The organism is Candidatus Methanodesulfokora washburnensis (assembly GCF_003947435.1).
Classification (GTDB): domain Archaea; phylum Korarchaeota; class Korarchaeia; order Korarchaeales; family Korarchaeaceae; genus Methanodesulfokora; species Methanodesulfokora washburnensis.
In genome coordinates this window covers 1-12,671 of sequence record NZ_RCOS01000172.1, presented here as the reverse complement: position 1 = coordinate 12,671, position 12,671 = coordinate 1, and the positions used below count along the sequence as shown (strand labels likewise).

Below are 12,671 nucleotides of genomic sequence, written 5' to 3'. Positions count from 1 at the left end.
TATCGGGTATTACACATACGAGGAGGTGGTGGAAAGAGTCAAGAACCATCTACTTATCCATTTAAAACAAGGAGGGAGATGATGAGTTGCACACCGTTGAGAAATGAAATAATCCCTCCTACTGATCCCTCCATTATTTCCAAAAGGTTTATATACTGCAACCGGTCTATTTTCATGGGATGCAGAGACACGGAAGTGAAGAGGTTGGTAGTTCATAGGTGCACAACCTCAGATCCCCTTGGTCTCTGCTTTATACTTTTTAAAGAAGAGACACAGACACCCCACTTAATACTTCACCACCCTACCCATATATTAGGGGCTGGAGTGGAAATATACCCCAAAATAAATATAGAATACCTTCCCTATATCCTTACCATCCCCCCTTCAAGTATTAAGCGGGGTGTGTGTCTGGGTATTAAGAGGGGTCTTATAGCTTAATACCCCGAAAAGTTTATATAGTTTTACCTTCCTTCTATACCTTATGGGACAACAGAAGACATTGGATTCCTTTCTCGTTTTTGAGGAGGGGATAAGAAGGGGAGAGAACATAAAGAACAATGCCGTCTTTCGGCTTGACTACATCCCAGAGAAAATATATGAGAGGGAGCAGTACAGGGTAATAGGCAGGGAAATAGGAGTTCACATGGGCAAAGGTGCAGGTAGCCATCTCCTAATATCAGGGACTAGGGGAACTGGAAAAACCCTGACAGTGAGGTATCTCTTAGAGGAAAGCAGGAAGTTTGCGATGGAGAGGGGAATAGATCTTGAGGTCTTCTACATACCCGTCAGGAGGTTCAGGAACACCTACTCAATACTCAAGGAGATAACATCATCCAAACATGGGACTCCCTACGATGCCCTCACGGAGAAGGCTAAAAAGAAGCTGGAGGAAAAGAAGATAATACTAGCACTGGATGAGCTGGAGTTTCTTGAGGACATGGAGATCCTGTACTTCCTGTCTAGGGAGACAAATGCTATGGTTCTGGCTATAGTTACAAATCCCCTGTGGGTGAAAAAACTTGAGGACTCCATCCAGAGTTCATTCCAACCGGAGCCGATAATCTTTCCCCCCTACAGTGCGACTGAGCTTTTTGAGATACTGAGACAGAGGGCTGAGCTTGGTCTGTATGAGTATGATGAGAAGGGAATAGAGATCCTATCAGCCATAGTGGCGTCAAGATTCAACGGAGATGCCAGATACGGAATTCTAGCTTTAAAGCACCTCGGAAAGGAGAATAAATGGGATGAGGAGACCGTAAACAGTGCTGTGGCGAAGAGTGTTAGGGATCTAGAGCTTCTCCTTTTAGCTACCCTTTCACATGAGAGCCTAGATTTACTGAGCATTTTAGCCACACATCCTGATGGGATGAGCACCACAGAGCTTTTCCATACGTTCAGGAGAAAGTGGGATGTGTCAAAGCCAACATTCTTCACCTATCTGAATGACCTTGATAAGCAGGGGTTAATAGGCACGGGAGGAGGCAGAAGGGGAAAACCGTATATTGTAACGCTATTGCTTCAGTACCCTGAGCTTATAAAGGAGGAGCTAAAGAGGAGGGAGGTGAAATGACTAGAAAGAAGAGGCTCTGGGAGAAGCTCAAGGGTCCAGCTGAGGATATCAGGGTTTCGAGGGAGACCTACAACATGGTGAAGAGGGCTTCATCCCTGCTAAAGCAGAAGTTCGGTGTGGATGAGGTCTCAATGCACTATACTGTAAAATATGCTGTCAAAAGACTGATAGAGGAGCTTATGAGCGAGAACAATACAAAATAAAAAACGAAAAGCTTAAATTTAGATTTACTCCTATCTTAGTAGAGGTGGTTTTATGGGAAAGCAGATAGTTGTATCAGATGAGATCCATTCTAGGTTGGCGTCCCTGAAGGTGCATCCTAGAGAGCCATTCAATGACGTAATAAAGAGGCTTCTGGATTTCTACGAAGCTAACCGAGACAAATTAATGGCACCCAAATGGTAACTGTTAAACAGTTAAGTTAACATAAGCCTTATATATCACATGTTAACCTAGTTAACAGGTGAGACTCATGCCCGGATACCTGAGGAGTTTCTATATATCGGATGATCTGTTTGAGAAGTTGAAGGACTATGCGAAGAGGAACAGGATGACGGTCAACAGGGCACTAACGGAAATACTCACCCAATTCTTTGCCACCATACCTGTTAAACAGGAGGAGGTAGGTGATGTTAAACAAACAGTTAAACAGGATGTTAAACATAACATACCTGTTAAACAAACAGTTAACTTAACAGGTTCTACCAATATACCCCCACCAGAGGTACCGGAAGTAACCCAGCAGGTGAAGGAAGAATCCATAGTGGAGGAGGTCGCAACCGAGACATCTGAGCCTGTTAAGCCTGAGTTTCCTGTTACAGAGATACCGTTAGCAGGAGTGCCGTCGTCAAAACCTGTTCAGGAGGTATCTGGTGATTTCTCATGGGCTAAGAAAACAGATAAGTTTGATGATCTTGTGAAGAGGTGGGAGGCTACATTTGTGAACTGGGATACTGAGGTTCTTACGGAGACATTCAGGAGATGTCTGGACTATCCAACCAGAAGAGCTGTTGTTAATATTCTGGTGGATAGGTTCAATGGACAGCTACCTGAAACTGAAAGATCAACAATATGGAACTTCTTTAAGGATGAAGATGTCAGGAAATGGCTTGATGAGAACAAATTAACCATCAAAATAGTGGAAGAAAATGAGAGAAAGAAAATCGTGCTGGAGGTGGTGTGATGAGCGAGGAGAAACCTGAGATATTAAGAGGGAGGAAACCTGAGTTTCCGATAAATGAAGTTCTGGCTTACCTGAAAAAGGAGGGCTTTGACATAGATCCAAGGTTTGGAGTTGCATACTATGATAAGGAAGTGAGGATATGGGCTAAGAGGGAGAGCATAGAGTTCATCCACTTCTACAAGCTGGAGAAGATAGCTGAGGGATGGTGGGTGGATGCCGAGGTAAAGCTATCCGTAATGTGCTACAAGATGGACATATGCTTTATATTCAAGAAAAAAGGTGATCTAGATGCCAAGAAGGAAAACTGAGTCGGAGAAGAGAGCTGAAAGACAGATGACATTAATGCAAAGGGCAAATCTTGTATGCGACACAGTGAGGAAATACGGGAGGATAAGGATAGAGAAGCTAGCTAGGGTAACTGGATTATCACCATACCAGATAGTTGTCGCATGGAGGGCTGTCGAGGACGACATACAGGACATTGGATTTACTGAAGACGGATGGTTCTTCGTCCTATCTAAGTACAGAAAGCAGGCTATGGAAGAGGCTGAGAAAGCGGAAAAGTTAAAGGAGGTGGAAGAGTGAGCGAGGATGCATTTAAGAGGCTTAGCTATTCACTAAACCAGCTGTTCAACACAATATCAAACTTGGATGAGAGGGATCAAAGATCCCTAATGATACTGAGGAGCCAGCTGATAAGAACCTTATACTGGGCTGATAGATGTCTGACGGATCTCCGTTTAAGGGGGGAGGGAAAACGGGAATCTGGAGATCAGCAAAAGAGTACCTGAGCTTACTGCTGTGCTTGATAGTCCTTATGGTTATATATGTTTTTTACAGGGTAAGGTGGTTTTTGAGGGGGGTGATTAGATGAGCGTGGAGCTAAAGAAGAGGGAGATCCATCTGGTGTTGAGACCCTCCTTAGCTCCATGCCATAACTTCAAGAAGGGGGAAGTGGTAACAGTTGTTCTGGCACCCGTCGCTGTTGATGAGAGGAATGGAGAGGTTGTAATAGCTTGGGCTTGTTCTCTGGGACCTTGGTGCTCACATGTGTGCAGATACAGCAAGGTTAAAGGATAAAACAAAACATTTTTATAAAAGATGGCTTGAGAGACATAAAGGCGAGATGCATGGATGAAGAGAAAAGTATATTCTACTGGATAAGGAAGGACGTGATGAGAGCTGAGCATATATCCACCTATCTATCTAAAATTATAAATGACTTGGTAAAAAGAGGAATGCATGATCTTGCTAGATCTTTGAAGAGCGAGAAGGACAGGTTAGATGCTATATTCAAAGACATAATATCGGAGGACTTCAGGAGGATGGAATCTGAGCAGGATTAAACTCACCTCATTACCCTCATATACTCCTCTCTGAGATCCCTTCCAACCATAGCTAAATATGCGGTAGTAGGAGCTAAGGAGCTATGACCTAGCAACTGCTGTAGCGTATGTATTGAACCTCCTTTCTTTAGAAAATTCACTGCAAATGTATGCCTGAACACATGTGGTGATATCCTCTTTTTTATACCTGCCTTTTTTGCATAATACCTGCACAGCTGAAACACCTCCACTCTGGTGAGAGGAAAGAGACGATCATCATCCCTTAGCTTGTTAATATATTTTCTTAAAGCATTTGCTATTTTTTCAGGAAAGAATACTTTTCTTGCTTTGCTTTCTTTTCCCACAACTTCTATTGAAAGCTCGTCCATATCTATGTCCTTCTTTCTTATGTTTATCAGCTCGGATACTCTCACACCCGTAAAAAGAAGGATGGCAAACATCAGCTTGTCTCTGAAGTTGTCTATCTGTCTGAAAAAGGCTTCAGCCTCCTCCTTTGTCAGATATACTCTTTTGAACGGATATTTAACACCTCTAGCACTGTTCCTGCAAAACTCGCTCAGCTTTGGATTCCTCTCCTTGAAGAATGATGACAGAATCTGCAAGTAGGTCCTCTGAGAGCTTTTCTTCTCTACCCTCTTTATGAAGTTCACTATGTCGTCCTCTGTTACCTCATCGGGCTTCTTTCCAACAGTCTCAAAGAATGAAGTAAGTATGTACCTGTAGTGCTCCTTTGTAGTCTCGGACATCCCTATCTTTTTCCTCAGGAAGTCTTCAACCTCTTTCACAGCTCACCCCTCCTCATCCTGTGATAGACATTCAGCCATGAATCTGCCCTCATCCCTAAAGGAGTTATTGTAACATAGCTTCTCGGAAAGTAGCTCGGTGAACCTCCCCTCATCAAAGGAGTTTGGTCAATTCCCATCTTCCTCATCTCATCATCTGTCAGCTTTCTTATAAACCCTGCTTTCCTGAGCTTGTATATGAAGTGAGCGAATGATGAGAATGTGGGCATCTTCCTAGTCTTCTTCAGGTATCCAGCTTCCTTTGCTGCTAGTATGTACTGCTTGTACTCGTTGAACATCTCATACACTGAGGATGGACCATTAAACATAAGATACCTTCTTACCCACTCGCCTGTTCTGGCTTTTACCCATAGCCTTCTCTCAGTATTTAGAAGCTCGACCTCCCAAGGATACAGGGATCTTTTTGGTTCGCTCATTTCCTGAGCCTTTCAACAAGGAAAGCCTCAAGCTTCTTTCTTATATCCCTTATCTCCCTTGCCATTTCAAGCTTTCCACCGGATACAAGGTGCTCCTCAGCAGCTATCATCTCCCTTATAGCCTCTCTTAAGTGATAAACATCCCACTCGCTCTCAGGTACACTCTCAGCAGCTTCTTTCACCTTTGAGGCTATATCATTCCACAGATCCAGACTTCTCTTCAGGGATTCCATATCCCCCATCATATCACCCCCAGCAGACTACCTATCTCCCTTATCTGCCTCTTTAACCATCCCTTTCCCGGATCTCCTGTGAACAGGGGATAAAGATCGGGTCTTCTTGTCCTCATCTCTTTCATGATCTCGCTGTATATCTTCTCCTCATCCAGTTGTGTGTTCACCTTCTTTGCCTCTGACTTCAGCATATCCAAGACAGATGGGTACTTCCTCAGTATATCTGTAAGGTTTTTATTTCTGTTTATGTAGTCTATGACCATGTTCTTTGGGACTTTCTCAAGCATCATTATTATGTCATTTATTGATATCATTTAGTCCCCTCCTCAGGCTTCTCCTCCTGAATAGGTGTCTGCTCGATCTGCTGTGCTGAAGGTGCGTACTTGTTCCTGAGCCTAGCTCCACAGCTTGGACATATGACCCACTCCTGATTTTTGTCTATTGTGAACCTGTGCTTGCATTTCGGGCATTCAACAAGCATCTCATTCGGATTTGATGGTGAAGTTGCCTTTGTCTCAACTATCCTCAGGAGCGTGCTCAGTATGTCTGGCACTGCATCTGATGCCTTTTCAGCTATCCTCTCCTTTATGTCTGGCTTCTCACCCGTTACAGCTGCTCTTATCTTTGATGCCATATCGCTCCACAGATCTAGGCTTCTCTTAAGCGATTCTATCGGATCTGACTGAGCTGCTGCCTTGACCTCCTCAAGCTTCTCCTTGAGGAACTCTATCTCTGCTTTGAGTGCATCGGACTTAGCCTGTGCGACCTCCTTCTGAAGTTCTGCTGTTGTGTTTATCAGCCTGTTTATAAGATCCTCTGCAACGCTCTTCTGGTTCTGTGGTGTAAGCCTCTCCATCAGCTTCTCAATTGCCTCCTCAAACTTCTTATCCTTCATAGTTGATTCTAAGCTTTCAAGCTTCCTTACAAGCTCGCTCTCCTCCTTTGGCTTCATTGACTCAAGCTTCTCAAAGAAAGTCTTCTTTAGCTCCTCTATCTCCTTTCTTATTGCCTCATACCTGCTTTCCTCCTCCTTCTTTCTTATCGCATCCTCCAACTTGGCTATTCTATCTAGAAGCTCCTTTGCTGTTCTATCCTCAGGGACAGGTGAACCTATCAAGTTTGTCAGGCCCATCTGCTGCATCATCTTCATGTATATTGCAAAAGCCATAGCATCCTCCATCATTCTGCTTGCTTTCTTGAATATTGAGGTCTTGAACGGTTCCTCTGGGAACCCTATCTCACCTACATCAACCACCTGAGACTGCTGTTTCCTTATCTTATCCAGCCTCTTAAGAAGATCCCACATGTACTCATATGCCTTCCTCTGCTGTGTTGATGGTGCTGTCTCTATGAGCTTTTTAACATCTGAAGAGGACACTGTGATGGTCTCATCCTCCTCAACAGGTGTGGAAACAGGCTTTTCCTTAAAAGCCTTTACAACACCCCTTCTTTTTCTCTTCTCCTCCTCTTCCACCTCATCAAGACCTATGTCTATATCGTCGCTCATATGAAATGAAGGTACCACTTCTATTTAAACACATAGGTTTGGTCTGACTTTTAGTAAGGTCTGACTTCAGTCAGCCTCTCCTCTTCATCAGGATGAAGGCTGCTATTACAACTGCCAGTATGAGACCTGCTATTGCATATATTGGGGTTGTTATAATATTCTTTATTGTTAGAACCACCTTGTCAAGTGGATTCATTATCTTGGCGGGGAAGTAAACCCAGTACCAGTAGCCATCCTTTGGACAGTACATTCTGTTAGCCGAATATCCTCTTCTCCACTGTTCATACTGCTGCTCTATAGGTAAAGCTGGTGGTGGATTGCTCTCCCCTGAGTATGTTGTCTTCTCTATCCTCAAAATCTTTGTATAATCTACCATTACCTCTATTTCCTTTCCCTGAACGGTTCTCTTGTAGATTGTCTTGGTTCCCTTTAATGAGCCTAACCTATCCATGAAGTCAGCATCAGTGCAGGACATATGATATAGTGAGCCAGAACTATAAAAAACATGATGAAAAACAAAAAGTTTTAAGCTGGTGGTTCACTATTTCCTATGTCCATAGTCGAGGCTCTTAGGGCTATAAGGAATGTGTTTGGTCCAAGCAATACGAAGATGACGTTCAAGTTTCCAAAGAAGATGGCTGATACTCTTAGGGAAATAGCCAAAAAGGAGAACACAAGCGTCAGCAGCATAGTAAAGCTCGCAGTTGCCAATTATATTGTGGAATACTACAGGGTCAGGGGATCTGAGGTTGTTGTCCTTGAGCCACTTGACTATCCACAGGAAGATAATGTTAAACAGACTGACAAAAAATATATATAGGGGATGTTATAGGATGCTCCTATATGTGGCGGGAGATGATGGGATTATAGTATAAAGAAAGGGGAGCATATAATATGCTGTGCCCTCAAGTATATGACTTCATTTAACATTACTTTCACTTTCTATTGACTGAAGAACCTCAAGAACATGGGATAGAAGGTGGTATATACCTCCATATGAAACCATGTCAATTGTGCCCTTTGAGGACAGATAGGATGCTATGAGAAGTGCTTCCTCAACATAATCCTCCATCATCTTCTTTAGATCCTCATCGGCTATTCTCTGGTAGGCTTTAAACTTCTCCTCCATGAACTGCTCGAATTCCTCTTTGTCCATCATATCGCCTCATAGTATGTTCTGTCGTTATCTATTCTCCTTATTAAACCTTGCTTTTCAGCTACTCTTATCGCATCTCTTATTGAGTATATTGAAGGAAGAACCTTTTCCTCATTAAGTGCTTCTCTCATCAGTGCTCTCATCAGTGAAAGTTCATCCATTCTTCCGTTTCTCCTCAGTATTTCAGCTACAGCTTGTGCCCTCTTTCCAACCCTCTTATGTCTGAACCCCATTTCACTTCCTCTGTGTTATCTTACCCTTTATAACACCCTTCATCTTTACTCCATCCATCCTCATTGTCGTGTTTAGGTGGAATTTCCCTATCCACACAGCACCCTGTGCAACCCCTGTAAGCTCTCCCTCAAACTCTCCCTCTATCTGCTGTGGCTGTGGTGGAGGTGGTGATGGTGGAGGTGGCTGTTCCTTTTTCACCATGAACACCGTAACTATTATCTTATCCTGATCAGCCTTAACCGATGTGTGGGCATCCCAGTACCCTTCCTTCTCAGATATGAACGTGTATGTTCTTCCAAAGGGAACTCTGAAGACAGTCCAGTCGTATCCATCAGTGTCGTTTGTTATGTTAAGCTCCACGCATGTAACCTTCACATCTGTTATCGGGTATCCTGCACTGTCCCTGTAATAGAGGGTTATGTAGCTCTCGGTTGGCTGTGGAGGCTGACCTATTGGCTTGTTGAGGGCACATAGCCTGTGTATCTTGTCATCTTTCAGTATGCCTGCATCAAAGTAATCACCTGCTTTCTCAGCAGCCTGTATCTGCTCATCGTAGCTTGAGTCTATCAGCTTCCTTAGATCATCATATGTATAGACATTTTGTAGGTTATAAAGTATATTTACCTCAGCACTCACGTAGTACTTTACACCAAAGTCAGTAAGTGCGTACTCGGTCTCCTCACCTATGACTATTGGAACCCCTTTCTCAGCGAGCTTCTGGCATATTGATGTCTTTCCATTCCAGACTAGACAGCTGGCAGGGCAGAATGCGGCTGCATTGAACCTCCTTATGTCATCATCGGAGTTTGTCATTATCGTGGACATGTTCTGTCCTGTGTATATGAAGAAGTTTCCATGACCGACTCCTGCGTAAACAGTGTTTGGATCGTTGTACTGCCACCAGTTCTGTGCTACTGCTGCACCTCCAACCAGAGTAACAACGTCATACTTTTCCTTTAGTTTGTTTATGTAAATATCTTTAAGCATTTCATTGGTCCATATAGCGGTAGCCCGATCACTATTGGGGAGAGAGAGCACAAGCCTCATGTCATCACCTTACTCAACACCTGCTATCAGGTTACCTATATGTATTAGGTACCCATGCCACTCAGGGTTCTCGAACATATCTCTCAGTTTTACAACTTTTCCACCTAGAGTCATGTACTCCTTGTCAAGCTCAGGCTCAAGGAACTCCCTCAGTATGCTTAGCTTGTCGTTATTTGTGCTAAGCTTAAGCGAGGTCCATCTCCTAATGAACTCCTCCTTTGTCATCCTGCTCATCTTATCACCTTCATGCTCAGTCCTTCTGTTACAACCACATTTGTTGCTATTGCACCAGCCACCACTTTGAATGTCGCTTCAACTAGGTCTCCTGATACTATTCCTATTAAGCTTCCTGCCAGCACTGCAATAAACCATATCGCAAGAAGGACCTTTAAGTAGTAATCAACTAGGAGAGCTGTCCTGTATGCTGATAATGCAGGTATATCTGCAAGCCTTTTGGCTGTAGATCCGAGGTTTCCAAGGAGGTATATGAAGCACAGGTATGCTATTGACTTTGCTGTATCGGATGCGGGCTTATACAAATAGCCAACTGCTAGGGAGAGGGCTATAATACATACAGCCAGAACCTTCTTCCACATACCGTTCATATGATCACCTTGAAATAAGGAAACAAAAATATATAAGCTTTTCGATCAAAACAAAAAGTCTGTAGATTTATAAACTTCACATCCATATTTTGTTGATGCCAATACCATCTTTCACATCAGCAAGACAGCTTAGGGACTGGCTTTTAGCAAACTGGGAGTTCTCGGTTGTACCGGTAGGTCCTTCCGGTGATAAGAAAAAACTTGTTGATGCTTTGCTTAAGGAATATGAGGAGAAGGGTAAGTTTACGGGTCAGTGTGCTGATTTTGCACCTCTATTTGCATATTTATGTCTTAAGAATAATTTGTGCAATCCAACGATAGCCCTTCTCAAGGTGGATGGGACATATCATGAGGCAACATTTGCTGCTGAAAATGGAGTTGTGGTAGTTGGGTATGATATACCGGGCAAAAAACAACTATCAGAAGCATGGATGGGTCCATCTGCTGTTCTTGCTAGTGAGGTGTTTGGATTTGGAACAACAAAATCTGATGACTGGAGTTTATTCAAACTGATATTCGGTGAGGGATACATACCTACTGATGGAGAAAGCCTAGCCATAGCATGGGAGAAGGTAAAAAGCATGAAAGCACCTGCTCCAACACCAGCTCCTGAAACTAAAAGACCAAAGTCATTCTGGGAGGAATGGCTTGAGAAAACATCAGAGGAGATGGAGAAATATGGATGTAGCAGAGAGGACTTCTTTAACCTGCTTGGTAGTTTAAAGGGAACTGTCCAGAAGAAGGAGGTTACAATAGATGGACAGAAGTACATACTTGAGATAGATTACACTGCGCTTCCTGTTGAGGTAAGAGGAACGACATACACAGGAAAGAACAACCCTCCACCACCTAAGTCAGAATCTGAGATGATATCGGACTGGAAAAGAGGAAAGTCATATAACAGGATGTACTGCCCAAAGGATGACACGTGGTACTGGGTTGCATTTCCAGTAAGGCTTACTCCTGTATCCCCACCACCTACTCCAACACCAACAAAGGAGCTTGAGCAGGAGGAGTATGTTCCGGCTCCATATTACCTAGCTGTTAGAGGAAGGTTACCACCTCAGGATCTAATACAGAAATGGTACAACTATGAATTATCACATGGATTAACAAGGACTTGGGAGCAATATGCTAAAGGTGCTACATATCCTGCTCCTGTACCAGTAGCACCTCCTAAAGTATCAACAGCTCTAATAATTGGAGCTGGACTGCTTTTAGCAGTTGTAATAGCTCTATTTATAATAAGGCGGTGAACATGCTCATAGTATGCTATGAGAACGACATGCCGACAATGTATGCATCATACTTTGCCAGAAAGTTCTGCAGGGGTGAAGTTCTAATAAATCCGACAAAGGAGGAGCTTATTGAGAAGGCTAAGAGGCATAATGCGATAGTTATAGTGTCTCACGGTAAGGCTTATGGTATAATAGGTAATGGAAAGGTTATAGTGGGGGGAAATGACAGCGTTAGAAAGGTGATATATTCTTTCACATGCTGGACCGGATTGGATGTCGGAAAGAAGCTGGCATCAAAAGGTGCTACATTCATAGGTTTCACGAACGAGGTTCTGTTTCCGTTTGAGGGTAATCCAGAATCGGATTATGTGGCTGAGCAGTTCTTCGAGCCATTCTTTAAACATGTGGATCTCCTTGAGAAAGATCCATACCTGTTTTATGTTTTAACAAAAAAAGAGGCTGATAGGAGGGTGGATGAGCTTCTGAGGAGGGGAGATGAGAAATCAATTGAGGCTGCCAAGTGGCTCATGTGGAACATTGGAAACTTTGTATATTACGATAGAGATAACGTTTATAGAGAAGAAGTAGCACTATATATACTTCCTCTCTCGTTATTTCTGGGGTCGTTATGGGCAGGATTAAGATAGCCTCTATGGATGGAAAGGTTTACTCGCTGGAGGAGCTTGAGAGGGAAAAACAAAAAGGCACCAACATAGGAAGGGTAGCACTTGATGCTGAGAGGAAACTGAAAACAAAAAGATAGAATCTTTAAAAAGATTTGGGTGGTGAATTTATTATGTACGCTGCACTCCAGCAGGTTGATGAACTCATAGATCTAATAAATCTGGCTAAAATGGTGGACTATGAAAAGCTTAAAAGATATATAGAGGATTTTAACTCAAGATATGGAACCGATCTGACTCCTGAGGATGTTTACAGGATTTCAGACATGTATACTAGGGTAGAGGAGATCCCAAAAGTCCCAGTTGATGTTATAATAAGCAGTGCAAGAAGGGGAATAAAGATAGTACCTGCACCACCTGCTAGGTCGATAATAGATGTAATAAGGGAGTCGTTTAGAGCACCTCCAAGACCACCGGAGGTTACACCCTCAATACCACCTGAGGCTAGAATACCTAGACCTCCGAGACCACCTATAACAATACCTAGGGCATATCCACCTGAGATTACACCTCCAAGACCACCGGAGGTTACACCCCCTGTTGCACCTAGGGTTATACAGCCAGCACCACCTGAAATGCCATCGGGACCAATTGTAGTACGACCTCCTGCTACACCACCAAAGGAGGAGATACAGAAGCCACCAGCTCCA

General features: G+C 43.3%; 24 protein-coding genes and 1 pseudogene. 14 read left to right on the top strand and 11 right to left on the bottom strand.

Going from position 1 to position 12,671, the window contains the following annotated elements; all coding sequences use genetic code 11:
- The first annotated feature begins 481 nt into the window (after positions 1-481).
- The 9 genes from D6D85_RS15165 to D6D85_RS15125 all read left to right on the top strand — a co-directional run bounded on the left by D6D85_RS15165 (position 482) and on the right by D6D85_RS15125 (position 4,099).
- Positions 482-1,570 carry a Cdc6/Cdc18 family protein gene (locus D6D85_RS15165; protein WP_125672904.1) on the top strand — a complete coding sequence of 363 codons (1,089 nt, stop codon included), beginning with the start codon at positions 482-484 and terminating at the stop codon, positions 1,568-1,570.
- Entirely contained in the window at positions 1,567-1,773 is a 207-nt protein-coding gene (locus D6D85_RS15160; protein WP_125672903.1) for a hypothetical protein, read from the top strand. Before D6D85_RS15165 ends, D6D85_RS15160 begins: the two co-directional genes overlap by 4 nt.
- A gap of 52 nt (positions 1,774-1,825) precedes the next feature.
- On the top strand, positions 1,826-1,975 hold the full coding sequence (locus D6D85_RS15155; RefSeq protein WP_125672902.1) for a DUF7557 family protein: 150 nt from the start codon (positions 1,826-1,828) through the stop codon (positions 1,973-1,975).
- 67 nt (positions 1,976-2,042) lie between these two features.
- Positions 2,043-2,753: a hypothetical protein gene (locus D6D85_RS15150; RefSeq protein WP_125672901.1), complete on the top strand. Its 711-nt coding sequence runs from the start codon at positions 2,043-2,045 to the stop codon at positions 2,751-2,753.
- Positions 2,753-3,061, top strand: a complete 309-nt coding sequence (locus D6D85_RS15145; protein WP_125672900.1) for a hypothetical protein — start codon at positions 2,753-2,755, stop codon at positions 3,059-3,061. The genes D6D85_RS15150 and D6D85_RS15145 overlap by 1 nt, the downstream gene beginning before the upstream one ends.
- Positions 3,042-3,338: a hypothetical protein gene (locus D6D85_RS15140; protein WP_125672899.1), complete on the top strand. Its 297-nt coding sequence runs from the start codon at positions 3,042-3,044 to the stop codon at positions 3,336-3,338. Before D6D85_RS15145 ends, D6D85_RS15140 begins: the two co-directional genes overlap by 20 nt.
- Positions 3,335-3,544: a hypothetical protein gene (locus tag D6D85_RS15135; protein WP_125672898.1), complete on the top strand. Its 210-nt coding sequence runs from the start codon at positions 3,335-3,337 to the stop codon at positions 3,542-3,544. The genes D6D85_RS15140 and D6D85_RS15135 overlap by 4 nt, the downstream gene beginning before the upstream one ends.
- Before the next feature lie 79 nt (positions 3,545-3,623).
- Positions 3,624-3,833 (top strand): hypothetical protein, encoded by a 210-nt coding sequence (locus tag D6D85_RS15130; protein ID WP_125672897.1) that lies wholly within the window; start codon positions 3,624-3,626, stop codon positions 3,831-3,833.
- Between the two features lie 50 nt (positions 3,834-3,883).
- Positions 3,884-4,099, top strand: coding sequence for a hypothetical protein (locus D6D85_RS15125; RefSeq protein WP_125672896.1), 216 nt, complete (start codon positions 3,884-3,886; stop codon positions 4,097-4,099).
- Between the two features lie 2 nt (positions 4,100-4,101).
- Here the strand turns inward: D6D85_RS15125 and xerA are convergent, their stop codons facing one another.
- The 6 genes from xerA to D6D85_RS15095 form a co-directional block, all read right to left on the bottom strand.
- Positions 4,102-4,884: a site-specific tyrosine recombinase/integron integrase gene (gene xerA, locus D6D85_RS15120; RefSeq protein ID WP_125672895.1), complete on the bottom strand. Its 783-nt coding sequence runs from the start codon at positions 4,882-4,884 to the stop codon at positions 4,102-4,104.
- Positions 4,881-5,318 carry a hypothetical protein gene (locus tag D6D85_RS15115; RefSeq protein WP_125672894.1) on the bottom strand — a complete coding sequence of 146 codons (438 nt, stop codon included), beginning with the start codon at positions 5,316-5,318 and terminating at the stop codon, positions 4,881-4,883. The genes xerA and D6D85_RS15115 overlap by 4 nt, the downstream gene beginning before the upstream one ends.
- Entirely contained in the window at positions 5,315-5,560 is a 246-nt protein-coding gene (locus D6D85_RS15110) for a hypothetical protein (RefSeq protein WP_125672893.1), read from the bottom strand. Before D6D85_RS15110 ends, D6D85_RS15115 begins: the two co-directional genes overlap by 4 nt.
- Positions 5,560-5,865, bottom strand: a complete 306-nt coding sequence (locus tag D6D85_RS15105) for a hypothetical protein (protein ID WP_125672892.1) — start codon at positions 5,863-5,865, stop codon at positions 5,560-5,562. The genes D6D85_RS15110 and D6D85_RS15105 overlap by 1 nt, the downstream gene beginning before the upstream one ends.
- The gene (locus tag D6D85_RS15100; RefSeq protein WP_125672891.1) at positions 5,862-7,058 is read right to left on the bottom strand and encodes a hypothetical protein; all 1,197 of its coding nucleotides are present in this window, start codon (positions 7,056-7,058) and stop codon (positions 5,862-5,864) included. The genes D6D85_RS15105 and D6D85_RS15100 overlap by 4 nt, the downstream gene beginning before the upstream one ends.
- Before the next feature lie 70 nt (positions 7,059-7,128).
- A complete protein-coding gene (locus tag D6D85_RS15095) occupies positions 7,129-7,533 on the bottom strand; it encodes a hypothetical protein (protein WP_125672890.1) in 405 nt (134 codons plus the stop codon).
- 75 nt (positions 7,534-7,608) lie between these two features.
- Here D6D85_RS15095 and D6D85_RS15090 point away from each other — a divergent pair, with 75 nt between their 5' ends.
- On the top strand, positions 7,609-7,878 hold the full coding sequence (locus D6D85_RS15090) for a ribbon-helix-helix protein, CopG family (RefSeq protein ID WP_125672889.1): 270 nt from the start codon (positions 7,609-7,611) through the stop codon (positions 7,876-7,878).
- A 99-nt stretch (positions 7,879-7,977) separates the two neighbouring features.
- Here D6D85_RS15090 and D6D85_RS15085 read toward each other — a convergent pair whose 3' ends face one another.
- The 5 genes from D6D85_RS15085 to D6D85_RS15065 are packed head-to-tail and all read right to left on the bottom strand — an operon-like array spanning position 7,978 to position 10,100.
- Positions 7,978-8,214 (bottom strand): hypothetical protein, encoded by a 237-nt coding sequence (locus D6D85_RS15085; protein ID WP_125672888.1) that lies wholly within the window; start codon positions 8,212-8,214, stop codon positions 7,978-7,980.
- Positions 8,214-8,447, bottom strand: coding sequence for a hypothetical protein (locus D6D85_RS15080; protein WP_125672887.1), 234 nt, complete (start codon positions 8,445-8,447; stop codon positions 8,214-8,216). The genes D6D85_RS15085 and D6D85_RS15080 overlap by 1 nt, the downstream gene beginning before the upstream one ends.
- A 1-nt stretch (position 8,448) precedes the next feature.
- The gene (locus D6D85_RS15075) at positions 8,449-9,495 is read right to left on the bottom strand and encodes a hypothetical protein (RefSeq protein WP_125672886.1); all 1,047 of its coding nucleotides are present in this window, start codon (positions 9,493-9,495) and stop codon (positions 8,449-8,451) included.
- Between the two features lie 9 nt (positions 9,496-9,504).
- Positions 9,505-9,729: a hypothetical protein gene (locus tag D6D85_RS15070; RefSeq protein WP_125672885.1), complete on the bottom strand. Its 225-nt coding sequence runs from the start codon at positions 9,727-9,729 to the stop codon at positions 9,505-9,507.
- A complete protein-coding gene (locus D6D85_RS15065; protein WP_125672884.1) occupies positions 9,726-10,100 on the bottom strand; it encodes a hypothetical protein in 375 nt (124 codons plus the stop codon). Before D6D85_RS15065 ends, D6D85_RS15070 begins: the two co-directional genes overlap by 4 nt.
- Before the next feature lie 95 nt (positions 10,101-10,195).
- Here D6D85_RS15065 and D6D85_RS15060 point away from each other — a divergent pair, with 95 nt between their 5' ends.
- From D6D85_RS15060 to D6D85_RS15050, 4 genes and pseudogenes are all read left to right on the top strand, one after another.
- Entirely contained in the window at positions 10,196-11,356 is a 1,161-nt protein-coding gene (locus tag D6D85_RS15060; protein WP_125672883.1) for a hypothetical protein, read from the top strand.
- Complete coding sequence (locus D6D85_RS15055; RefSeq protein ID WP_125672882.1) at positions 11,353-11,985, top strand: hypothetical protein; 633 nt, start codon at positions 11,353-11,355, stop codon at positions 11,983-11,985. The genes D6D85_RS15060 and D6D85_RS15055 overlap by 4 nt, the downstream gene beginning before the upstream one ends.
- Entirely contained in the window at positions 11,967-12,101 is a 135-nt protein-coding gene (locus D6D85_RS17120; protein WP_272914450.1) for a hypothetical protein, read from the top strand. Before D6D85_RS15055 ends, D6D85_RS17120 begins: the two co-directional genes overlap by 19 nt.
- A gap of 33 nt (positions 12,102-12,134) precedes the next feature.
- Positions 12,135-12,671: pseudogene (locus D6D85_RS15050) on the top strand (hypothetical protein); the annotation flags it as partial.